18 protein-coding genes are annotated in these 20,921 nt (G+C 68.0%); 12 read left to right on the forward strand and 6 right to left on the reverse strand.

Going from position 1 to position 20,921, the window contains the following annotated elements:
- Window positions 1-6 precede the first annotated feature (6 nt).
- Both OH802_RS04565 and OH802_RS04570 read left to right on the forward strand, forming a co-directional pair.
- Window positions 7-1,521 carry a S8 family peptidase gene (locus OH802_RS04565; protein WP_406025527.1) on the forward strand — a complete coding sequence of 505 codons (1,515 nt, stop codon included), beginning with the start codon at window positions 7-9 and terminating at the stop codon, window positions 1,519-1,521.
- A 530-nt stretch (window positions 1,522-2,051) separates the two neighbouring features.
- Window positions 2,052-3,944, forward strand: coding sequence for a CHAT domain-containing protein (locus OH802_RS04570; protein ID WP_406025529.1), 1,893 nt, complete (start codon window positions 2,052-2,054; stop codon window positions 3,942-3,944).
- A 220-nt stretch (window positions 3,945-4,164) separates the two neighbouring features.
- On the opposite strand, the gene OH802_RS04575 is transcribed toward OH802_RS04570, so the two are convergent.
- The 3 genes from OH802_RS04575 to OH802_RS04585 form a co-directional block, all read right to left on the reverse strand.
- A complete protein-coding gene (locus tag OH802_RS04575; RefSeq protein WP_406025531.1) occupies window positions 4,165-4,785 on the reverse strand; it encodes a DUF5317 family protein in 621 nt (206 codons plus the stop codon).
- 394 nt (window positions 4,786-5,179) lie between these two features.
- Complete coding sequence (locus tag OH802_RS04580) at window positions 5,180-7,237, reverse strand: acyltransferase family protein (protein ID WP_406025533.1); 2,058 nt, start codon at window positions 7,235-7,237, stop codon at window positions 5,180-5,182.
- A gap of 203 nt (window positions 7,238-7,440) precedes the next feature.
- Window positions 7,441-8,235 carry a deoxyribonuclease IV gene (locus OH802_RS04585; RefSeq protein ID WP_406025535.1) on the reverse strand — a complete coding sequence of 265 codons (795 nt, stop codon included), beginning with the start codon at window positions 8,233-8,235 and terminating at the stop codon, window positions 7,441-7,443.
- A gap of 72 nt (window positions 8,236-8,307) precedes the next feature.
- Between OH802_RS04585 and OH802_RS04590 the strand changes: the two genes are divergently transcribed.
- The 7 genes from OH802_RS04590 to rplI all read left to right on the forward strand — a co-directional run bounded on the left by OH802_RS04590 (window position 8,308) and on the right by rplI (window position 13,919).
- On the forward strand, window positions 8,308-8,628 hold the full coding sequence (locus OH802_RS04590; RefSeq protein ID WP_008355454.1) for a metal-sensitive transcriptional regulator: 321 nt from the start codon (window positions 8,308-8,310) through the stop codon (window positions 8,626-8,628).
- 33 nt (window positions 8,629-8,661) lie between these two features.
- Entirely contained in the window at window positions 8,662-8,865 is a 204-nt protein-coding gene (locus OH802_RS04595) for a heavy-metal-associated domain-containing protein (protein WP_141801970.1), read from the forward strand.
- A 5-nt stretch (window positions 8,866-8,870) separates the two neighbouring features.
- Window positions 8,871-12,029 carry a heavy metal translocating P-type ATPase gene (locus OH802_RS04600; RefSeq protein ID WP_406025538.1) on the forward strand — a complete coding sequence of 1,053 codons (3,159 nt, stop codon included), beginning with the start codon at window positions 8,871-8,873 and terminating at the stop codon, window positions 12,027-12,029.
- A gap of 103 nt (window positions 12,030-12,132) precedes the next feature.
- Entirely contained in the window at window positions 12,133-12,420 is a 288-nt protein-coding gene (rpsF, locus tag OH802_RS04605; RefSeq protein WP_091044123.1) for a 30S ribosomal protein S6, read from the forward strand.
- Window positions 12,421-12,544: 124 nt separating this feature from the next.
- Window positions 12,545-13,147, forward strand: coding sequence for a single-stranded DNA-binding protein (locus tag OH802_RS04610; protein ID WP_406025541.1), 603 nt, complete (start codon window positions 12,545-12,547; stop codon window positions 13,145-13,147).
- A gap of 71 nt (window positions 13,148-13,218) precedes the next feature.
- Window positions 13,219-13,455, forward strand: coding sequence for a 30S ribosomal protein S18 (gene rpsR, locus OH802_RS04615; RefSeq protein WP_008355445.1), 237 nt, complete (start codon window positions 13,219-13,221; stop codon window positions 13,453-13,455).
- Window positions 13,456-13,466: 11 nt separating this feature from the next.
- A complete protein-coding gene (gene rplI / locus OH802_RS04620; protein WP_141801967.1) occupies window positions 13,467-13,919 on the forward strand; it encodes a 50S ribosomal protein L9 in 453 nt (150 codons plus the stop codon).
- A gap of 51 nt (window positions 13,920-13,970) precedes the next feature.
- On the opposite strand, the gene OH802_RS04625 is transcribed toward rplI, so the two are convergent.
- Both OH802_RS04625 and OH802_RS04630 read right to left on the reverse strand, forming a co-directional pair.
- Entirely contained in the window at window positions 13,971-14,546 is a 576-nt protein-coding gene (locus OH802_RS04625) for a DinB family protein (RefSeq protein WP_406025545.1), read from the reverse strand.
- A 69-nt stretch (window positions 14,547-14,615) separates the two neighbouring features.
- Window positions 14,616-15,971, reverse strand: a complete 1,356-nt coding sequence (locus tag OH802_RS04630; protein ID WP_406025547.1) for an MATE family efflux transporter — start codon at window positions 15,969-15,971, stop codon at window positions 14,616-14,618.
- 612 nt (window positions 15,972-16,583) lie between these two features.
- Here OH802_RS04630 and dnaB point away from each other — a divergent pair.
- Window positions 16,584-17,873, forward strand: coding sequence for a replicative DNA helicase (dnaB, locus tag OH802_RS04635; protein ID WP_406029233.1), 1,290 nt, complete (start codon window positions 16,584-16,586; stop codon window positions 17,871-17,873).
- 29 nt (window positions 17,874-17,902) lie between these two features.
- Here dnaB and OH802_RS04640 read toward each other — a convergent pair whose 3' ends face one another.
- Window positions 17,903-18,949 carry a ferritin-like protein gene (locus OH802_RS04640; RefSeq protein ID WP_406025549.1) on the reverse strand — a complete coding sequence of 349 codons (1,047 nt, stop codon included), beginning with the start codon at window positions 18,947-18,949 and terminating at the stop codon, window positions 17,903-17,905.
- Between the two features lie 190 nt (window positions 18,950-19,139).
- On the opposite strand from OH802_RS04640, the gene OH802_RS04645 reads away from it, so the two are divergent.
- Together OH802_RS04645 and OH802_RS04650 are read left to right on the forward strand one after the other, a co-directional pair.
- Window positions 19,140-19,898: an SDR family oxidoreductase gene (locus tag OH802_RS04645; RefSeq protein WP_406025551.1), complete on the forward strand. Its 759-nt coding sequence runs from the start codon at window positions 19,140-19,142 to the stop codon at window positions 19,896-19,898.
- Window positions 19,899-19,996: 98 nt separating this feature from the next.
- Window positions 19,997-20,902, forward strand: coding sequence for an RNA polymerase sigma-70 factor (locus OH802_RS04650; protein WP_406025553.1), 906 nt, complete (start codon window positions 19,997-19,999; stop codon window positions 20,900-20,902).
- The last annotated feature ends 19 nt before the right edge of the window (window positions 20,903-20,921 follow it).

Below are 20,921 nucleotides of genomic sequence, written 5' to 3' on the forward strand. Positions count from 1 at the left end.
GTAACAGTGCGTCCCAAGCGTGAGCCCCGACTGTCGGTGCCGTACAGGTCCGACGCCCGCATCCTCGACCCGACCAATGCCGTGGCTGTGGACGGCGTCACTGCCGGTACCACGATCTACTCCTCGACCACGCTCCTGATCTCCAAGTCGGTCGACTTCGAAGACACGTTCCGGCGGATCAAGAACATTGCTCGGTCTCTGCATTGGCGTGTCGACGCCGAGCCGGAGCCTGCGCACGCCGTTGACCTCCGTTTCGGTGTCCGGCGAGTCAGCCTCGGAGTGGTCCCTGGAAAGGCAGTTGCGGCCCCGGACGCTTGGACGCTCCTTCAGTTTCTGCGCGCTGAAGGAGAAGACGGCGCGCAAGGGGTGAGCTTGGAGCACGTTCTCGTTCCGGTGCCGCTCAATGACCCGCACCCGCTCAATGACCCGCACCCGCTGAACGACCCGCACCCGCTAAACGATCCCCACCCCCTCAACGACCCGCACCCGAGCTCCGGGTACGACCCGTTGGGAACAGGCGGTCGTCAACCGGTAGCGTACGTCGGCTCGGCTCCTTACCGACGAAGCGATGATGACCTTGACGGCCGGTCGCGACCCGTGGTGGCCGTTCTCGACACGGGGTGCGGCCAGCACCCGTGGCTCGACTTCGTCGATCGGGACGTACGCCTCGGCGACCATCAGATCGGATGGCCCTCAAGTGTTCCGGACTCGGAGATCGACGGCGACCAGGTTGGCGGACTGGACGGGCTGATTGATCCGATGGCGGGTCACGGCACCTTCATCGCAGGCCTCGTTCATCAGGCATGTCCCAACGCCGACATCTATGCGTGGCGAATCGTTCCGCCGAATGGCCCCGTTGCCGAGTACGGCTGGCTGACGGCCCTCGCTCAGATTGCTGACCTGGTGCACCTCTATCGCCAAGGGGATCCGCGTGGGCGTCGGATCGACGTGCTCAGCCTGTCGATCGGTTACTACCACGAGACTCCCGAGGATGCGCTCTTCGATCCGATGCTTCACGAGATCCTTGCCGATCTTGCGGCCAACGGGACGCTGGTCGTTTGCTCCGCCGGCAACGACGCGACATCGAGGCCGAACTTCCCCGCAGCCTTTGCGCCATGGAGCGAGGGAGAGGGTCCTTGCTCGGCGTCGGACAAGGCGTTGCCGATCGTCTCAGTGGGAGCCCTCAACCCCAACGGGACGGACGCGATCTTCAGCAACGCTGGACCGTGGGTGCGTGCGTACGACATCGGGGCTGGAGTCGTGAGTACCTTCCCCGCCAGCTTCGACGGCGGTTATCAAGCGAGCGTCGCATCCGAGTTCTCTGGTCGAAGGCGGGAGACGTTGGATCCTGACGACTTCGGCGGCGGATTCGGAACCTGGAGCGGTACGTCGTTTGCGGCACCGTTGCTCGCCGGCCGAATTGCTCAGCACCTCTTTGACAATGGTCACCCCGGGGATGTCACGCAGGACATCGATCGCGCCTGGGCCGCCATCGAAGTCCTCACTACGCTCAAGCAATGACTTCCGACGATCCGGACGAGCTGCACAAGCAGGGCGTCGCGGCGCTCAGGTCAGGCGATTTCGACAGCGCGAGGGCGCTCTTGGGACGAGCCCTGAGTCTCGCAACCGCTCCTGAAGTCCTCGCTCGGATCGAGTCGTCGCTGGCGTACCTCGAAGTCGATGACTCCAACCTGAGCGTGGCGTTGGAGAAAAGTGATCGAGCGCTTGAGTTCGACGTTGAGGGCTCCACACGAGGTGTACTTCTCGCGCAGCGTGCCCTGCTCTTACGGCGGGCCGGCCGTGCGGCGGAAGCATTGGAGACCTTTGGCGACGCCATCTCATCACTCGAAGGTCTCGACCTGGCCAAGGCTTACCTCAACCGAGGCACGGTTCATCTAGATCGCAATGACATTGTGCGAGCCATAGAGGACTTTGACTCGGCTGCAGATCGATACCGATCAGTTGGCGAGCAGGTTTTGGCTGCGCAAGCAGATCACAACCGGGCGTACGCACTGTTTCTTTCGGGCGACCTTCCAGGGGCACTTGCCTTGATGGAGGCTGCCTATCGCCTATTGGCCGATGCCGGATATCTGGTGACGGCGGTGTGCAACGCGGACCGGGCCGAGGTGCTGATGGCGGCGGGGCTGACCCGGCAGGGTGGCGAGATGCTTAGGCAAGCGGCCGAGGCGTACGGATCGAAGGGGCAGCGCCAGCGGCAGGGGGAGGCAGAGCTGGCGCTGGCGTCGCACCTGGTTGCGACCGACCCGGCCGAGGCGAAGCGTGTGGCGCGCTCCGCGCTGGGATGGTTCGAAGAGGCCAAAGCGCCAGGGCTGGCGTTGCGGGCGCGGGCCGTGGCGTTCGAGGCGGCGGTGACCGCCCGCGAGGATCCGAGTGAGGACGGCGAGGCGCTGGCGGGTCCGCTCGAGGAACAGGGCCTGAATTGGCCGGCGCTCCGGGTGCGCTTGCAGGCCCGGCTCGCGCGCATTCGTTCGGCTGAGAACGCTGGCCTACCGACGAGACCGGCGAGCGGCCGGGTCATCGGCCCGGTCCCGCCGGAGGCGCCCATCGACATCCGTCTGCTGGAGCGAGAGCTCCGAGCCGAACTGGCGGTAGCCGCGGGACGAGCCGTTGCTGGGCTCCGCGAGCTTCGGGCCGGGCTCGACGACTTCCATCTGTGGCAGAGCTCGTTCGGCAGCCTGGACCTGCAGACCAACGTCGCCGGACACGGACGCACGTTGGCCAGGCGCGGCTTGGAGTTGGCCGTCGAGTCCGGCGAGACCGACGCGCTCTTCGAGTGGTCGGAGCGATCGCGGATGGTGGCCTCGCGGGTCCAGCCAGTGCGGCCACCGTCCGACCCCCAGCTCGCCGCCGACCTGGCCGAGCTTCGCGGTGAGGTGACGCCCGAGCGCGAGGCCGAGCTGCGTGAGCAGATCCGGCAGCGGGCCTGGCGGGTCAAGGGGTCGGGCCAGGTCTCTGAGCCGATCTCCTTGCCTGACCTGCGCGAACGCATCGGCAACCATGCGCTCGTCGCCTATGTCGTCGCCGCCGGACGGATCGTCGCCGTCGTCGCGACCGACGACTCGTCCACCCGGATCGATCTCGGCGAGCAGGCTGCGCTTGGGTCCCTGCTCGGCGGCCTGTTGCCCGACCTCGACGTCGCTGCGACCGACCTCCCGGGCCCGCTCGGCGCCGCGGTGCGGGGTGACCTCACCGCTCGGCTCCAGCAGCTATCCGATCTGCTCGTCGCCCCGGTTCTCGACAGGATCGGCGACCGTCCTGTCGTCCTGACTCCCTCCGCCGTTCTGGCGACGGTGCCGTGGACGTTGCTGTCCGGCTTCACCGGCCGACCGGTGACGGTTGCCCAGAGCGCCACCGCGTGGCTGAGTCGCGCCGACACCCCGCTGCGAGCCACGACGGCCGGGTTCGTCGCAGGGCCGCGGGTCATGCGAGCCGCCGACGAGGTCACCAAGAGCGCCACCGCCTGGTCGACCGCGCACACGCTCATCGGCGCCGACGCCACCGCGACAGCGGTCTCCGCGCTGGCGGCCGAGGTCGACGTACTTCACCTGGCCGCCCACGGCCACCACTCCGCCGACAACCCACTCTTCTCGGGTCTCGAGCTCGCAGACGGGACCTGGTACGGCTACGACATCGACGGCCTCTCCGCCGTACCCGACGTCGTGCTCCTCTCCGCCTGCGAGGTCGGACGTTCGACCATCCGTTGGGGCGAGGAGCTGATCGGGCTGGTCGGAGCCTGGTTGCATGCCGGTGCCCGCGCTGTGATCGCCTCGCCTGCCGTCGTGGCCGATGAGGCAGCGTACGAGGTCTTCAGCCGTCTCCACGGCGCCCTCGCGAAGGGCCTGGCCCCGGCCGAGGCCCTCGCCGAGTCCCTTCCTGCAGCAACCGCGGACGCTCCGCCGGCGCCGTTCGTCTGCTTCTCGTAGGTCGAGGCTACGAGGATCGGCGTCGTGGTGGGCAAGGACCTTTTGGCCCCGCCCACCCGACGTGCTGCTCTAGTTGGGCTCGTTGTGTGGGGCTGCGAGGGCGTAGATCGCCAGCGCAGTTGGCACGATCGTGGCGCCTGCGAGGTACATACGTGCCTTCAGGTCGTCGAACTTCATTGGTTCCTCCTCTCGTGGGGTAGAGATGGAGATCGGTGCGAGATCACACCGACGGCTGGACGGACCCGTCACTGGCGTTGACTGGACCTGACACTGCCTCGGCGCGGGGCCGAGAGCAGGCGACGATCAGCAGCACGAGGCCGAAGAACAGAAAGACGTCTCCGATGCTCAAGACCTTCATCAGCACGGGGACCGGGATCAGGTCTGCGAGCGGGGTCCAGAACGGCGACACGTCCTCGAGGCGGATGTAGCCGGGCGCATCGGTGGCCAGATCCGCGTGGGTGTAACCAGCAATACGTGCCCCGGAAATGCTGTACGGCATCGCCCCGAGGAACGCGATCGGGATGGCGTTCGACATTGTCCCGAGCGGGATCAGCGACAGCGCCCAGCGACCCGTTGCCTGATTCCCTAGCGACCGGTTCAGCCAGGAGAAGGTCAGGGCGACGACGATGATGAAGACGGCGTATATGCGCCGCTCGGTGGCCTCCGGAACCTGATCCGGCCACCAGCCGCGGTAATGCACGAACTGGAGTGCAGCAGCGATGGCGATCAGCCACGTACCGCGGATTCTCTTCAGTGACAGCGCGACGTTCGGGCGGGCGACGATGATGAGACCGACGATTGCTGGCAGCACCATCAGCGTGAGCATTCCTGGGCCGGGCATGCGAAGCAGGCTAGTGGCGTTGCGCCGCACCCGGGGGAGGAACGAGGCAACTCGTCTCGGGCTGGCGGAGGTGCTGACGGTCGGCCTGAGCACGGCGGCGAGAAAATTCTTGAAGACCTTGTATCAACAGGTCTGCCGCGTACTCCTTGGGACTGTCCGGACCGAGATTCGGGGGAATTCGGTTCGGACGCTGGCGCCGCCGCCTTGGGGGAGGCAGGCGGTTTCGGGGCCGCAGCGTGGGTTGGGCAAGAGGGGGATGCCCAACCTGCGTCGGCCCGAGACGTGGGCCGGGCGGGGCGGTGAGGGGATTGACTGCCCCGCCCGGCAACTTTCGATTCTCCCGCTCCGGAACCGCTACGGCAATGGTTCCGTCAGCCCAGAACTGAAATGTGTTCTAGGCGGAACGGTCGAGACGGCCGAGGCGCTTCCCGAGCGCCGGGGTGACCCGGTCGACCCAGGTCGCGGTGATGTGGGAGTCGTCGTAGTAGGTGACGACGTCGCCGACGACGAGCGGGCAGCGCTCGGAGCAGACCAGGTCGACGATGTCGACGTACGCCGCCTCGGTCCCCTTGAGCGCGTCCTGGGTCACCTCGTTGGAGTCGACCTCGGTGCCGTCGGCCTTCACCACGCAGTCCTCGAGGAGGTTGCGGGCGTCGGAGAGGCACTCCCCGGGGTCGTTGTCGACGGAGGGGACGTCGGCGAAGACGCGTACGTCCGGAGTGATCCTCTCGAAAGCACTGACGCCGTGGCGCACGCCCTCACGCCACTGCTCCTCGGTCGAGACGCCGTCGCGTTCCTCCATGTCGAGCATGCCGCGGGCGCCGACGACGATCGTGTCCGGGTTCAGCTCGGTGATCTGCTCGTTGGTCCACTTCCGGAAGTCCTCGCACTCGGCGACGGTCATCTTCGAGGACTTCTGCTTCACGCCGTACGCGGCGCAGCCGAGCTTCACAAACGGGACCAGCTTCACGTGCTGGCGCTCGGCGAGGGTGTCGAGGGCGGGCAGCCACATCCCGATGTGGGAGTCGCCGACGACTGCGACGGTGCGATCGGCCTTGCCATCGCCGTAGATGCAGTCGCCGTCGAGCTTCGTCTCGCCGTAGCCCGCATAGCAGTAGCCACCGCGCTCGGCCCACGAGTCGGTCGCGTCGAACTCGACCTCGGGCGGCAACGGAGCACCCTCCTCGGCGGCCTCGACGGTGGTCTTCAGTACGCCGGTGACCGGCTTGTCGTCGGTCTCGAGAACGTCCGGGTTCTCCTGGAACCATTCCTCTGCGTTGGCCTTGGCGACGTCGACCTGATAGCCGGCGTACGCCTGCGAGCTCGTGCCCGCGACCAGTGCGAGGGCAGCGGCGGCGGGCCAGAGGGCGAGCGCGCGACGGCCCTTGGTGAGATGCGGGAGCTTGTGGCGCTGGAAGGGCATCTCGATCCAGTGGTAGCTCGCCGCGGAGGCGGCCAGGATGAGCGCCATCATGATCAGCAGCTGGCGTACGCCGCCGCCGGGGATCGCCTCGGGGGCGAGGATCAGGATCGGCCAGTGCCACAGGTAGAGGCTGAACGAGATGTCACCCAGGTAGCGCAGCGGCTGCTTCGAGAGCAGCCAGCCGGTCGGGGTGGCGGGGCCGGCGACCAGGAGCGCGACCGTGGCGAGCACCGGGACCAGGGCGTGCCAGCCCGGGAAGTGAGTGGCCTCGCTGAAGTTGGCGGTGGCGTAGACGAGGGTGCCGACCCCGGCGACGCCGAGGGCTGCCGCGGCGAGCCGACCGGTCCGCGTCGCGCTCGTCGCGACCTGCAGGCGACCCGCGAGGCAGGCGAGCAGGGCGCCGGCGGCGAGCTCGAACGCCCGGGCGGGGGTGGAGAAGTAGGCCGTGGTCGGGTCGACGCTGGTGGCGTGCAGCGACCAGGCGAGGCTGACCACCGCAACGAGCGCGGCGAGCGCGGTGATCGCGCGACGCCGGTGGTGCTTCGGGATCCAGAGAGCAACGGCGAGCACCAACAGCGGCCAGACGACGTAGAACTGCTCCTCGACCGAGAGCGACCAGTAGTGCTGGAACGGGGAGGGCGCGGCGTTGTTGAAGTAGTCGACGGCCTCCTTGGCGAAGTGCACGTTGGCCAGGAAGACCGCCGCCCAGCCGGCGTCGCCCGCGATCTGGTCGGTGCGGGTCTGGGGCAGGACGATCGCGCTGTAGGTGAGTACGACCAGCATCGTCGCGGTCGCCGCCGGCAGGATCCGGCGGGCGCGGCGGGCGTAGAACTGGCTGATGCTGACCGTGCCGCTGCGGTCGGTCTCACGCAGCAGCAGGGTGGTGATCAGGAACCCGGACAGGACGAAGAAGACGTCGACTCCGACGAACCCTCCCTCGAACCCCGAGAGCCCCGCGTGTCCTGCGATCACCAGACCGACAGCGACGGCACGGAGACCTTGAACATCGGCGCGCCAGTTCGAACTCATTCGGAGGACGATATGTCAATGGCCCTGTTGGGTCATAGCCGACGGTCCCACTGGGCGGTCCAATTCTCAGCCGAATCTTCAGTTCTGGCGAGCGAAACCGCAGCTGTGGCGAACGAATCTTCGGTCGTGGCGGACCAATGTGCTGATTCGTCCGCCAGAACTCAAGACTCGGCTGACAGAAGTGAAGATTCGGTGAGAATCGGTCAGAGTCGGTCGCGGAGCCAGGCGAAGTCGCTCGCGTGCTCTGCGGCGCCGCCCGGGGTCTCGCAGATCACCGGGGCGCCGGCGTCGCGGACCACGCCGGCCAGCAGGTCGGGGTCGATGCGGCCGGCGCCGAAGTTGGCGTGGCGGTCGGCGCCGGAGTCGAACTCGTCGCGGGAGTCGTTGCAGTGGACCAGGTCGATCCGGCCGGTGATCTTGCGTACGTCCTCGACGACCGTCTCGAGCGGGTTGCCACCGGCGTGGGCGTGGCAGGTGTCGAGGCAGAAGCCGACGTTCTCTGCGCCTTCGGCGGTGGAGATGGCTTCCCAGACGCCGGCGATCCGGTCGAGGTAGCGCGCCATCGCGTTGTCGCCTCCCGCGGTGTTCTCGATCAGGAGCGGGACCTTGATGTCGGTCGCCTCGATCGCCTTACGCCAGTTGTCGAAGCCCTTCGACGGGTCGTCGTCCTTGTTGACGTGGCCGCCGTGGACGATCAGGCCCTTGGCGCCGACCTCGGCCGCGGTGTCCATGTGCTGCTGGAGGAGCTTGCGGCTCGGGATCCGGATCCGGTTGTTCGTCGTGGCGACGTTGATGATGTAGGGCGCGTGGACGTAGAGATCGACACCCTGCTCCTCCGCGCGGGCCTTGAGGGCGGCTGCGCCGTCGGCGTACGTCACCACCGGGCCCTTGTAGGACTGGGGATCGCCCAGGAAGAACTGCACCAGCCTCGCGCCGCGCGCGGTCGCCTCGGCGACGGGGTCGGTCTGGTCTACGTGGGCACCGATCGCAACAGCCATGGGCCCAGTCTAGGACGCGGCACCGACATCCTTCGGCTTGACTTCATACCTTACGGGGGTATGGTAGGCGGCATGGACGAGCACACCGGGCCCGAAGGCCACGCGGATCACGGATACCTCCACAACAAGAACAAAGAGGCCTATCTCAAGCGCCTCAAGCGCATCGAAGGTCAGGTGCGCGGGCTGCAGCGGATGGTCGAGGACGAGGCCTACTGCATCGACATCCTCACCCAGGTCTCCGCTTCGACCAAGGCGCTCCAGGCGGTCGCTCTCGGACTGCTCGACGAGCACCTCGGTCACTGCGTCGCCGGCGCGGTCCAGAACGGTGGCGCCGAGGCCGACGAGAAGCTCGCCGAGGCCTCCGCTGCCATCGCCCGCCTCGTCCGGTCCTGATTGTCAACAATCCAACAACCCAGAGAGACTCTCATGAGCACCCAGAACTTCACTGTCGTCGGTATGACCTGCGGACACTGCGCCTCCTCCGTCACCGAAGAGGTCACCGAGATCGCCGGCGTGAGCAACGTCGACGTCGACCTGGCCTCGGGCAACGTCACCGTCACCGCCGCTGAGCCGATCTCGGACGACGCCATTCGTGCGGCCGTCGAGGAGGCCGGCTACTCGCTGGCCTGATCATGATGACCCCCACCGCCGCGAACCCGACCGAGCAACAGCTCGAGATCGAGGGCATGACCTGCGCGAGCTGCGTGCGCCGCGTCACCAAGGCCATCAGCCGTGTCGAGGGTGTCGAGGACGCCAACGTCAACCTCGCCACCGAGACCGCCCTCGTTCACTTCGACCCCACCCGCACCGACCTCGCCGAGATCAGCGCCGCCATCGAGAAGGCGGGCTACCAGGCTGTCCTGAGATCGTCGACTGTCGACAATCCACAGGAGCCTGAGGTCGAGGGCGACCGGGACGTACGCCGCGAGACAGAGCTCGTCCAGCTCAAACGGCGGTGGGTCACGGCCCTGGCGGTGGGGCTCGGCCTGATGGCGTTGATGTACGTCCCGCTCCCCGTCGACGCCATGGAGCCGGTCATGTCGATCGTGCTCGTGGTCGCCGCGGTCACGCAGTGGTGGGCGGGCCGTGACATCTACGTCGCGGCGGTTCGAGGCGCACGCCACGGATCGGTCGACATGAACACCCTGGTCACGCTCGGCACCGGCATCGCCTTCGCCTACAGCGCCTTCGTGACCCTGTGGATGGGGCAGGCCGAGGCGTGGGGCCTGCCGCTCCACCTCTACTTCGAGACCGCCCTGGTCATCGTCGCGCTGGTGCTGATGGGCCGCTGGCTCGAGGCCCGCGCCAAGTCGCGTACGGCCGATGCGGTCAAGGCCCTCGTCGGTCTGATGCCGGAGACGGCCACGGTGATCCGCAACGGCCGTGACGTCACGGTCCCGGTTGCGAACCTGCAGGTCAGCGACCGGATTCGCGTACGCGCCGGGGAGAAGATCCCGGTCGACGGCCGCATCGTCGCCGGGGCGTCCTACGTCGACGAGTCCATGCTCACCGGTGAGAGCGACCCGGTGCGGAAGACCGAGGGCGACATCGTCATCGGCGCGACGATCAACCAGACCGGCTCGTTCGAGATCGAGGCGACAGCGGTCGGCGCCGAGACCACGCTGGCGCAGATCATCGCGATGGTCGAGTCGGCCCAGGGCTCCGGCACCAAGCTGCAGCGCCTCGCCGACCGGGTCTCGGCCGTGTTCGTGCCTGCTGTCCTCGTCGTCGCAGCGCTGACCTTCATCGGTTGGCTGGTCCTCGGCCCCGACGCCGAGCGTCTGACCAGTGCCGTCACCGCAGCCATCGCGGTCCTCATCATCGCCTGCCCCTGCGCCCTCGGCCTGGCCACGCCGGCCGCCGTCATGGTCGGCGCCGGCCGCGCCGCCGAGCTCGGCGTACTCGTCGGCTCGGGCGAGACCCTGGAGCGCGCCCGCTCGGTCACCGCCATCGTCTTCGACAAGACCGGCACGATCACCCACGGCAAGCCCGAGGTCTCCGACATCACCCCGGCTCCGGGCTGGACCCACGACGAACTGGTCCGGATCGCCGCAGCCGCCGAGACCGGCAGCGATCACCCTCTCGCCACCGCCCTTCGAGCGCGCGCCGGGGCCTCGTCCGACGCCGTGGACGTGCAGGTCTCGGCGTTCGAGGCCCACCCGGGCCGCGGGATCAGCGCGTACGTCGACGGGCGCCGGGTCGTCGTCGGCAACTCGGCGATGCTGGCCGAGGAGGGCGTCGACGCCACCGACAACGGCTCCGTCCTGATCGCGGTCGACGGTGCGTACGCCGGGTCGATCCGGGTCGCGGACCAGGTCCGCGACGAGGCGAAGGAGACGGTGCGCCTGCTCGAGGACTCGGGCGTCGAGGTGCACATCCTCAGCGGCGACGCCGCCGCGACGGTGGCGAAGGTGGCCGACGAGGTCGGCGTACGTCACGCCGCCGGCGGTCTGCTGCCCGAGCAGAAGCTCGCCCGAATCCAGCAGCTCCAGGACGAGGGCAAGGTCGTCGCGATGGTCGGCGACGGGATCAACGACGCCCCGGCGCTGGCCCAGGCCGACGTCGGGATCGCGATCGGCACCGGCACCGACGTCGCCCTGGCCGCCTCCGACATCACCCTCGTCGGCGGCGACCTCCGCGGCGTGGTCACCGCGCTGGCGCTCTCCCGCCGCACCGTCGCGACGATCAAGCAGGGCCTGTTCTGGGCGTTCGCCTACAACGTGCTCCTCATCCCCGTCGCCGCGCTCGCCCTTCTCGACCCGGTCCTCGCCGGCGCCGCGATGGCGATGAGCTCGGTCAGCGTGGTCACCAACGCGCTGCGCCTGCGTGGCTTCCGCCGTCCCGAGACGCCCGAGGCGTACGCCGGCCGGGGCTTCGTCACCCGCGTTCGCGACGGTGGATATCTCCTGGTCACGGCCGTGATCGCGATCTCGATCGGGGCCGGCCTGACGTACCTGTCACGCACCGAGCCGGCGCAGCGCGGGATGAACGGCATCCTGGAGTGGGCGCAGGGGATGAGCCCGATGCGGCCGTCGATGACGGAGATGCACGAGGTCGACATCGCCCCCGTCGCCTCCGCCGAGTCGGGCATCGACGTCGCGATCACGCGGCGCGAGGGCGGGCTCCGGTTCCTCGTCACGGACGCCGCGACCGGTGATCCGGTGACCGACCTCGGTCGCACCCACCAGGCCTGGATGCACGTCATCGTGACCAGCCAGGACCTCTCCTGGTTCCGCCACCTCCACGCCGAGCCGACCGGCCGTCCGGGCGAGCTCGAGACCGACGTGACCTTCCCCGCCGGAGGCACCTACCGCGTCGACACCGAGTTCCGCCGCCGGGCCGACATGGCCGATGTGCTCGACCGGCAGCAGCTCACCGTCGAAGGTACGCAGCCCCCGGCCGTTCCGCTGGAGGCGAGCCCGAGATCGTCGACTGTCGACAATCTCACCGTCACGCTCGAGGGCACGCCCGTTGCCGACCAGCAGAGCGACCTGCACTTCGGGTTCGAGGACAGCACCGGGAAGGTTGTCGACGATCTACAGCCCTACCTCGGCGCGGCCGGCCACGTCGTGGTCATGAGCGCGGACGGCGAGACGTTCGTGCACGGCCACGCCGAAGGCGACGAGCTGGCGGTCCCCGGCGCCTCGTTCGGGCCCGAGCTCGGGCTCCACCTGGACGTACCGAAGGCTGGTCTCTACCGCCTCTGGGCCCAGTTCCGGCTCGGCGACGGCGAGGTGATCACGGTGCCGTTCACGGTCGAGGCCGTGGATTCGGCCACCGAAACCGCTGGTTGATACCCTGACTCGTCCCTCTCCACAGACGGAGATGGGACATCGCATCAGCCCTCCTGCCATGGAGAGACCATGGCCGCCGAGTCCGTAGGAGGTGGAGAACGCTATGCGCGCCTATGAAGTAATGGTGATCCTCGAGCCCAGCCTCGATGAGCGCACCGTCGCCCCGACCCTTGACAAGTTCCTGAAGGTCGTCACCACTGATGGTGGCACCGTCGAGAACGTTGACGTCTGGGGCCGCCGTCGTCTGGCCTATGAGGTCAACAAGAACGCCGAGGGCATCTACGCCGTCGTCAACCTGACCGCCGAGCCCAAGACCGTTCTGGAGCTCGACCGCCAGCTTGGCCTCAACGAGCAGATCCTGCGTACGAAGGTCATCCGTCCGTCCAAGTGACGCGGATGTCACCGTCGGTAATTGTCGGTGCGGGGTCCTATGTTTGGACCCACACGGCCAGTTCACATTTATTTGGAACTCCTGAACCGACACCGACACCCAGATCAGACTCAAGGGAGATCTCATGGCAGGCGACACCGTCATCACCGTGATCGGCAACCTCACCGACGACCCGGAGCTTCGCTTCACGCCGTCGGGTGCAGCCGTTGCCAACTTCACGATTGCTTCGACGCCCAGCAGCTTCAACCGCCAGACCAACGCGTGGGAGGACGGGGAGACCCTCTTCCTGCGCTGCTCGATCTGGCGCCAGGCTGCTGAGAACGTCGCCGAGTCCCTGCAGCGCGGCATGCGTGTCGTCGCTCAGGGTCGCCTGAAGTCGAGGTCCTACGAGACGCGTGAGGGCGAGAAGCGCACTGTCTTCGAGCTCGAGTGCGACGAGATCGGTCCCTCGCTCCGCTACGCGACCGCCAAGGTCACCAAGGCCAGCCGCCAGTCCGGCGGCCAGGGTGGCGGCGGCGGTTACAACCAGGGTGGCGGCGGCGGTGGCTACAACCAGGGTGGTGGCTATGGCGGCCCCCAGGGTGGTGGCGGCCAGCAGGCTCCGGCCGGTGGCAACGACCCGTGGGCCTCGCCGGCTCCGCAGCAGCCCGCCAACGCGGGCGGCGGCGCGCCGGCCAACGACCCGTGGGCGACCCCGGGCGTGGGCAACGACGAGCCTCCCTTCTGATCAACAGATCCACATTCCGAATCCCTCAACCATTCCGGCGCTCGCCGGGCTTCTAGAAAGGAAGCACCACAATGGCCAAGGCAGTGATTCGCAAGCCTAAGAAGAAGGTTTGCCAGTTCTGCAAGGAGAAGGCGACCGGTGTCGACTACAAGGACGCCACCCTCCTCCGTAAGTTCATCTCCGACCGCGGCAAGATCCGTGCCCGTCGCGTGACCGGCAACTGCGTCCAGCACCAGCGCGACGTGGCCATCGCCGTCAAGAACGCGCGCGAGGTTGCTCTGCTGCCCTACACCTCCACCGGTCGCTGAGGAGGATCGACATGGCTACCAAGATCATCCTTCAGCAGGAGGTCACCGGGCTGGGTTCCGCCGGTGACGTCGTCGAGGTCAAGGACGGCTACGCCCGCAACTACCTGATCCCGCGTGGCGACGCCATCCGTTGGTCCCGCGGCGCCGAGTCGCAGGCCGACTCGATCAAGGCTGCGCGCTCGGCTCGCTCCGTGCGCGACGAGGCTCACGCCGCCGAGATCAAGGGCAAGCTCGAGGCCAACACGGTCAACGTGAAGGTCCGCTCCGGCAAGGACGGCCGCCTCTACGGCGCCGTCACCGCCGCCGACATCGCCGCCGCGGTCTCCGAGACCACCGGCGAGTCGATCGACAAGCGCACCATCGCGCTGGGCAACCCGATCAAGGCGCTCGGTGCTCACGAGGTCTCCGTCAAGCTCCACGACGAGGTGTCCGCCAAGCTGGCCCTCAACGTGGTCCCCGCTTGATCTAGGGATTCACTCAGGCCCGCCTCCTCAGGGAGGCGGGCCTGTTCGTTTTCAGAACTTGTTCGCGAGGTCGGTCAGCTTGGCGACGTACGCCGGCCAGTCGTACGCCGGCGGGACGTTGTCGCCGGGCTTGCGCCAGCCGACGGCGCCGTCGGCCTCTTCCCGGAGGATGTCGGCCTGTCCGCCGTGACCGGCGAGGTCGGCGAAGAGGTGCACCAGGATCTGGTGGAGGGTGACTTCCTCGTTGCCCCAGTGCGGCACATGGCCGATGGCGTCCAGCGGCAGCGCCTCGACCGTCTCGTCACCGTGGGCGATGACCCGGCGGTAGAGGTCGATGATGCCCTCGATCGTTTCGTCCTCGGTGGCATACCAGTCCGCCTGCGGGTCGATGTCGAACCGCTCGTCCGGGATCAGCTCCTCGGGATGCGGGAACGGACGCCCGAACGTGTCCCCGAGATAGACGGCCTCGACCCCGGTGACGTGCTTGATGATGCCGAGAAGGTTGGTGCCGGTCGGCGTACGCGGCAGCCGCGCGTCCCGCTCCGAGAGGCCCTCGACCTTGGAGATCAGCGCCTCGCGGCGAGCGTCGATGTACGTCTTCAAGGTGGTCTTCGGGTCGGTCGCCATGGGACGACCTTGGCGTGCGCCCGGGCTGGGCACAAGTGAGTATGTGGGACCGATGCCTAGAAACGGGGCTCAGGCGCCGGTGACCAGCCAGCGGTCGCTTCGCGCACGGAGCGTCAGCACCACGAAGCGGGCGCCCATGAAGCCGACCGCGAAGGTGATCCACACCCACACCAGCCCGCCGCCGAGGGCGACGGCCAGCGCGACGAGCGGGACATAGGCGACGAGGGTCCAGACCCCGCCCCAGGCCAGGTAGCGCCCGTCGCCGGCGCCGATGAGCACCCCGTCGAGCACGAAGACGACGCCCGCGATCGGCTGGGCGATCGCCGCCACGATCACCACCGGCACCAACAGCTCCCGCACCGCCTGGTCCTCGGTGAAGAGTGCGCCGAGGAACGGGGACAGAGCAGCCAGGAGTACGCCGGCCACGACTCCGATCACGACGCCCCACCACACCATCCGGGCCGTGATGGCCCGGGTCTCCCGGGTGTCGCCGGCCCCGAGCGACCGCCCGGTCAGCGCCTGCGCGGCGATCGCGATCGCATCGAGCACGAACGCCAGGAAAGTCCACAGCGTGAAGGCGATCTGGTGGGTCGCCAGGGCGACGGCCTGGTCGCCGACGGCGAGATGGGTGACGGCGTACGTCGTGACCAGCAGCGCCATGCGCAGCGTCAGCGTGCGGACCACGAGGGCCACGCCGGCCCGCGCGGAGGCCCGGATCCCGGGCGCATCCGGGCGCAGCGGCACGCCTTGGCCGCGGGCGGCCCGCACCACGACGTACGTCAGCATCCCGGCCGCCAGCACCTGCGCGATCACCGAGCCGATCGCCGAACCGGCGATGCCCAGCCCGGCGCCGTAGACGAGGGCGAGGTTGAGCACGATGTTGAGTACATTGGCCACGACCGCCGCGACCAGCGGCGTCTTGGTGTCCTGCAGTCCACGGAGCACGCCGGTGGCCGCGAGCATCACCAGCAGCGGTGTCACCCCGAGGACGGCGATCCGGAGGTAGGTGGTCGCGGGGCCGACGACCTCGTCGCCTGCGCCGACCGCCCGGCTGAGCGGCTCGGCCAGGACCATCACCGGGATCGTGACGACGACCCCGATGATGACTGCGAGCCAGATCCCGTCGATGCCCTGCCGGAGCGCCCCGGCGGTGTCGCCCGCGCCGATGCGGCGGGCGACCGATGCTGTGGTGCCGTACGCGAGGAAGACGCAGAGCCCGACGATCGTCTGGAGTACGACGCCCGCGACACCGAGGCCGGCGAGCTCGCGGGTGCCGAGGTGGCCGACGATCGCGGAGTCCGCCAGCAGGAAGAGCGGCTCGGCGACGAGGGCCAGAAAGGCGGGGATCGCGAGCCGCCAGATCTCCTTGTCGAGGCCTCGGCGGTCGGTCTTCGAGTAGCTCTTCGCATCCGCCCGGCTCGTCACGGTCTCAAGGTTAAACACCGTCGGCGCGAGGCGTTGTTCAGGGCAGGTGGAAAACCTGTGGAAAACGTCGTTGCGGCGCTATGTCGACAAAACGCCCAAGGGGGTACGACGATCTCGGCGGAGAATCCCGGCGGGGTGCCGACTTTCTTTCGTCCACAGCCTATGGATTGTAAAGTTGCAGGTCAGGCCGACTTTACCAATCCTGTGGAACCAGTTATGCACAGGCACTTCCCCAGGCTGTTCACATTGACCAGGGTGTCGTCCACCGCTATCCCCTGGTTATCCCCAGGGCCTGTGGATAACCCTCTGTCGCCGATGTGGTCTGCGACGTAGGGTCGCGGAGACTTGAGGGTGTCGTCGACGGTCGGCCCAGAACTGTGTGAGCAGAACTGTCGGTGCCCACCCGTAGCGTGGGACCGAATCGACCGAGATCACGCCGCGACGATCCGCAGACCACGGAGGGGCAAGGGAATGAGCGTCACTGAGACCGGCTCGATGGGCGGTCCGGGCGACTTCCCGGAGCCGCCGTTCGAGGAGTGGGGCGACGGCCCCGCGGCGTACGAACCGGGCAACGCCCCGCGCGCGGTCAACGACCGCACGCCACCGCAGGACATGGCTGCCGAGCAGGCTGTCCTCGGCTCCATGCTGATCTCGAAGGACGCCATCGCCGACGTCTCCGAGACGCTGCGCGGCACCGACTTCTACCGCCCGACGCACGAGACCATCTACGACGCGATCATCGACCTCTACGGTCGTGGTGAGCCCGCCGACATGGTCACCGTCGCCGACGAGCTGCGCCGCAAGGCGGAGCTGGAGCGCATCGGTGGCGCCCCTTACCTGCACACCCTCGCCTCCAACGTCCCGATCGCCGCCAACGCGGGTTACTACGGCGAGATCGTCCGGGAGAAGTCGGTCCTGCGCCGGCTGGTCGAGGCCGGCACCAAGATCGTGCAGATCGGCTATGCCGGCGAGGGCGAGGTCGACAACATCGTCGACGAGGCCCAGGCCGAGGTCTTCAAGCTCACCGACAAGCGCTCGGGTGAGGACTACTCCCCGCTCGCCGACATCATGGACGGCGTCCTCGACGAGATCGAGGCGATCTCCAACCGCGAGGCCGGTCTCTACGGCGTACCCACGGGCTTCGCCGACTTCGACGAGCTCACCAACGGCTTCCACGGCGGGCAGATGATCATCGTCGCGGCTCGACCCGCGATGGGTAAGTCGACCCTGGCTCTCGACTTCTGTCGCGCGGCCTCGATCCACAACAACCTGACCAGCGTCTTCTTCAGCCTGGAGATGAGCCGCTCCGAGATCACCATGCGTCTCCTCTCGGCCGAGGCCAAGGTGCCGCTCAACCACATCCGCAACGGCAACATGTCCGACGACGACTGGAACAAGCTGGCCCGCAAGATGGGCGAGGTCTCCAGCGCGCCGATGTTCATCGACGACAGCCCGAACATGACGATGATGGAGATCCGGAGCAAGGCCAGAAGGCTCAAGCAGCGCCACGATCTCCGGCTCATCGTCATCGACTACCTCCAGCTGATGAGCTCCGGCAAGAAGGTCGAGTCCCGTCAGCTCGAGGTCTCTGAGTTCTCCCGTCAGATCAAGCTGCTGGCCAAGGAGCTCGAGGTCCCGATCATCGCGCTGTCCCAGCTCAACCGTGGTTCCGAGCAGCGCGCCGACAAGCGCCCGGCCGTCTCCGACCTCCGTGAGTCGGGCTCGCTGGAGCAGGACGCCGACATGGTCGTCCTCCTCCACCGCGACGACGTCTACGAGAAGGAGTCGACCCGCCCCGGCGAGGCTGACGTGATCATCGCCAAGCACCGCAACGGCCCCACCCGAGACCTCGTCGTCGCCTTCCAGGGCCACTACAGCCGTTTCGTCGACATGGCCCACTGACTCCGGCGAGGACCCGCCAGAGCCGCGCTTCAGTTGCGTTGCTCGAGTGGCACGTACTCGAAGGACGGACCGGCGGTGGTCTTCCCGTCACCGGTCGGCATCTTCATCAGCGCCATCGCCTGCTTGCGGAGCCCGAACATGGCGCCGACAGCGTCCTGCATCTGGCTGGGATCGCCGTTGAAGGCCTGCTCGAGCAGGTAAAGAACCAGGCTGTAGGTCTGGTTGAACTCCTCTTGGGCGACGCGGATGGGGCTGCCCTTCGGATAGTCCGCGGTACGCGGGTTGGGCCGCATCGGCAGGACACCGTCGAAGTCGATCGAGATCTCCTTGCCGGTCGGTCCGGACTGCGGTGTGTCGCCGGTCTGGTAGCGGCGGCCCAGGCGGAGCTCCTGGAACCTGTAGTAGTGCGCGACCTCGTCCCGGTCGGGGTGGAAGACGTCGCGATCGCCGTCCCACACGTTCGTACGCGCAGCACCCTCGCCCTGCTCGACGATCTCCGCCAGCGCGGCCGACGCGGACTTCAGGTCGACGACCGGCAGCACCCCGCCGCCTCCACCCCTGAGGTGGAACTCGCCGATCTGCCGTGCCGGGTCGCCGCTGAACACGTTCTCCTCGCCCAGCTGGTCGCACAGTGTGCGCAGGCCAGCCTCGATCGCGGCGTAGAACTGCCCGATCGTCTGATACTCGTCGCTCTGCGCCGGCGCGTCCACGGATGCCGGCTCCTCGATGCGTAGGAACAGGTCGAGCGCTTCGGGGCCGAACGGGACGAGATGGACGTGGACGGACCGGTCGCCGTGGGGCAGCGGATGGGGGTACGCCGGCAGCAGCTCCGGCGCGTCCAGCTTGGGAGAGCCGCCGACGGCGTTGAGCAGGTTCGCGGCCAGCGCCAGATGGATCATCTCCTCGGCAAGGACCGTGCCGACGACCTGGGCGGCCTCGGGGTTGCGGGCCGGGTCCAGGGAGTAGAGCGCGCACAGGTAGGGCGGAATCGTCGCGTGCTCGAGCTCGATCGCCCACTGCAGGTGGCGGCGGAGATCGTCGATCGTGTCGATGGCGTGGGCGCCTTGGGTTTCCATGAGGTACCTCGGTTCGTCAGGTCGGTGTCTCCAGTCAGGACCGGACCGGCCCTCGGTTTGTGACGAAGACCGGAAGAGGACGGCCGATCGCATCCGCCGCCGGACCTTCTGTCACAAACCGCAGGCCTGTCCGGTCCTGACTGGTGAGCGACGTTCCGGATCGGCCGGGGCGCGAGATGGAAGGAACACCATGAAGATCGTCGTGATCGGCGGAACTGGCCTGATCGGCTCGAAGCTCGTCCGGAAGCTGGCCGAGCACGGCCACGAAGCGGTGCCCGCGTCACCCGACTCGGGCGTGAACACCCTGACCGGCGAAGGGCTGGCCGAGGTGTTGGAGGGCGCTGAGGTCCTGGTCGACGTCTCGAACTCGCCCTCGTTCGCCGACGATGCCGTGCTGCACTTCTTCCGTACGTCCACCGGGAACCTCCTCGCCGCCGAGGAGGAGGCCGGGGTCGGACACCACGTCGCGTTGTCGGTGGTCGGCACCGAGCGCCTCGCCGAAAGCGGCTACTTCCGCGCGAAGATCGAGCAGGAGAGGCTGATCAAGGAGTCCGGACGGCCGTACTCGATCGTGCACGCCACGCAGTTCTTCGAGTTCGTGGGCAGCATCGCCCAAGCGGCTACCGAGGGAAACACGGTCCGTCTCTCGGATGCGCGGATCCAACCCATCGCAGGCGAGGACGTGGCCGCCGCGGTTGGCCGAGTCTCCGTGGGTACGCCGCTGAACGGCACTGTCGAGGTGGCCGGCCCCGAGCAGTTCGGTCTCGACGAGCTGATCCGCACCGGGCTGAGCTACCGCGGTGACGCCCGCGAGGTCGTCGCCGACCCGGAGGCGCGCTACTTCGGTGCGCTGCTGGACAAGGACATGCTCCTGCCGGGTCCCGACGCGCAGTTGTCGGACACCCGGTTCGCCGACTGGCTGCCGCTGAACCCGCCGCCGGCGAAGTGACCACGAGCGATCACGATCGTCGTGCGGCGGCACTCTGAGAGCCTCTAGAGTTTGGCTGGTGCCGGACGGCGATCGAGAGATGACGGTGGGGGCGTGGGATGACGGATTCCGAGGTGCGTGAGCTCGGTGACGCGGAGGATCTCGAGGCGGCCACCGCTGTCTTCACCCAGGTGCGGCCGCGCCTGTTCGGGATTGCGTATCGCATGCTCAGCAGCGTCACCGAGGCCGAGGACCTGGTGCAGGACGTGTGGCTGCGCTGGCAGGCGTACGACCGGTCCACGGTGGTCAACCCGGAGGCGTTCTTGGCGACCACCACCACCCGGCTGGCCATCAACGTCCTCCAGTCGGCGTGGAAACGGCGCGAGACCTACATCGGGCCGTGGCTGCCCGAACCGGTCGACACCGGGTCGGACCCGTACCTGGGTGCCGAGCGGGCCGAGGCTCTGCAGTTCGCCTCCCTGCTGCTGATGGAGAAGCTCACCCCGAGCGAACGCGCCGCCTACGTCCTGCGAGAAGCCTTCGAATACTCCTACGCGCAGATCGCGGACATCCTGTCCTCGACCGAACCAGCCGTACGTCAGCTGGTCAGCCGGGCACGCAAGCACATCGCCAGCGAGCGGCGGGCGCCGGTGGCCGTGGAAGAGCAGCGGGAGCTGCTGACCACGTTCCTCACCGCTGCCCGCGCCGGCGACCTGACCGCGTTGGAGCGGCTCTTCACACCGGATGTGACCAGCCTGTCCGACGGCAACGGCCGGACGGGTATCGCCCGTACGCCGCTCGTCGGCGCGGAGCGGGTGGCGAAGTTCCTCAAGGCGATCTCCACCTGGTTCTGGGACGGCGTCGAGGTGCGCTGGACGACCACGAACGGACAGACGTCTGCCGTGCTCGTCCGCGACGGCTCCGCGTACGGCCTGGTCACCGTCGGCGCCACTGCCGAAGGCATCGATCAGGTGCTCTGGCTGGTCAACCCCGAGAAGAACAAGGGCGTGTCCGCCGCAGGCTGAGTCGCCGATGGACACACCT

The sequence above is a fragment of the Nocardioides sp. NBC_00850 genome (assembly GCF_045207335.1).
In the GTDB taxonomy this organism is placed as follows: Bacteria; Actinomycetota; Actinomycetes; order Propionibacteriales; family Nocardioidaceae; genus Nocardioides.

What these genes read in the sequence shown, in the direction of transcription:
- OH802_RS04570 (WP_406025529.1), top strand. Translation starts at nt 2,052, where the DNA reads ATGGAGGCTGCCTATCGCCTATTGGCCGATGCCGGATATCTGGTGACG.
- OH802_RS04575 (WP_406025531.1), bottom strand. Translation starts at nt 4,785, where the DNA reads ATGCCCGGCCCAGGAATGCTCACGCTGATGGTGCTGCCAGCAATCGTC.
- OH802_RS04580 (WP_406025533.1), bottom strand. Translation starts at nt 7,237, where the DNA reads ATGAGTTCGAACTGGCGCGCCGATGTTCAAGGTCTCCGTGCCGTCGCT.
- OH802_RS04585 (WP_406025535.1), bottom strand. Translation starts at nt 8,235, where the DNA reads ATGGCTGTTGCGATCGGTGCCCACGTAGACCAGACCGACCCCGTCGCC.
- OH802_RS04590 (WP_008355454.1), top strand. Translation starts at nt 8,308, where the DNA reads ATGGACGAGCACACCGGGCCCGAAGGCCACGCGGATCACGGATACCTC.
- OH802_RS04595 (WP_141801970.1), top strand. Translation starts at nt 8,662, where the DNA reads ATGAGCACCCAGAACTTCACTGTCGTCGGTATGACCTGCGGACACTGC.
- OH802_RS04600 (WP_406025538.1), top strand. Translation starts at nt 8,871, where the DNA reads ATGACCCCCACCGCCGCGAACCCGACCGAGCAACAGCTCGAGATCGAG.
- rpsF (WP_091044123.1), top strand. Translation starts at nt 12,133, where the DNA reads ATGCGCGCCTATGAAGTAATGGTGATCCTCGAGCCCAGCCTCGATGAG.
- OH802_RS04610 (WP_406025541.1), top strand. Translation starts at nt 12,545, where the DNA reads ATGGCAGGCGACACCGTCATCACCGTGATCGGCAACCTCACCGACGAC.
- rpsR (WP_008355445.1), top strand. Translation starts at nt 13,219, where the DNA reads ATGGCCAAGGCAGTGATTCGCAAGCCTAAGAAGAAGGTTTGCCAGTTC.
- rplI (WP_141801967.1), top strand. Translation starts at nt 13,467, where the DNA reads ATGGCTACCAAGATCATCCTTCAGCAGGAGGTCACCGGGCTGGGTTCC.
- OH802_RS04625 (WP_406025545.1), bottom strand. Translation starts at nt 14,546, where the DNA reads ATGGCGACCGACCCGAAGACCACCTTGAAGACGTACATCGACGCTCGC.
- dnaB (WP_406029233.1), top strand. Translation starts at nt 16,584, where the DNA reads ATGGCTGCCGAGCAGGCTGTCCTCGGCTCCATGCTGATCTCGAAGGAC.
- OH802_RS04640 (WP_406025549.1), bottom strand. Translation starts at nt 18,949, where the DNA reads ATGGAAACCCAAGGCGCCCACGCCATCGACACGATCGACGATCTCCGC.
- OH802_RS04645 (WP_406025551.1), top strand. Translation starts at nt 19,140, where the DNA reads ATGAAGATCGTCGTGATCGGCGGAACTGGCCTGATCGGCTCGAAGCTC.
- OH802_RS04650 (WP_406025553.1), top strand. Translation starts at nt 19,997, where the DNA reads ATGACGGATTCCGAGGTGCGTGAGCTCGGTGACGCGGAGGATCTCGAG.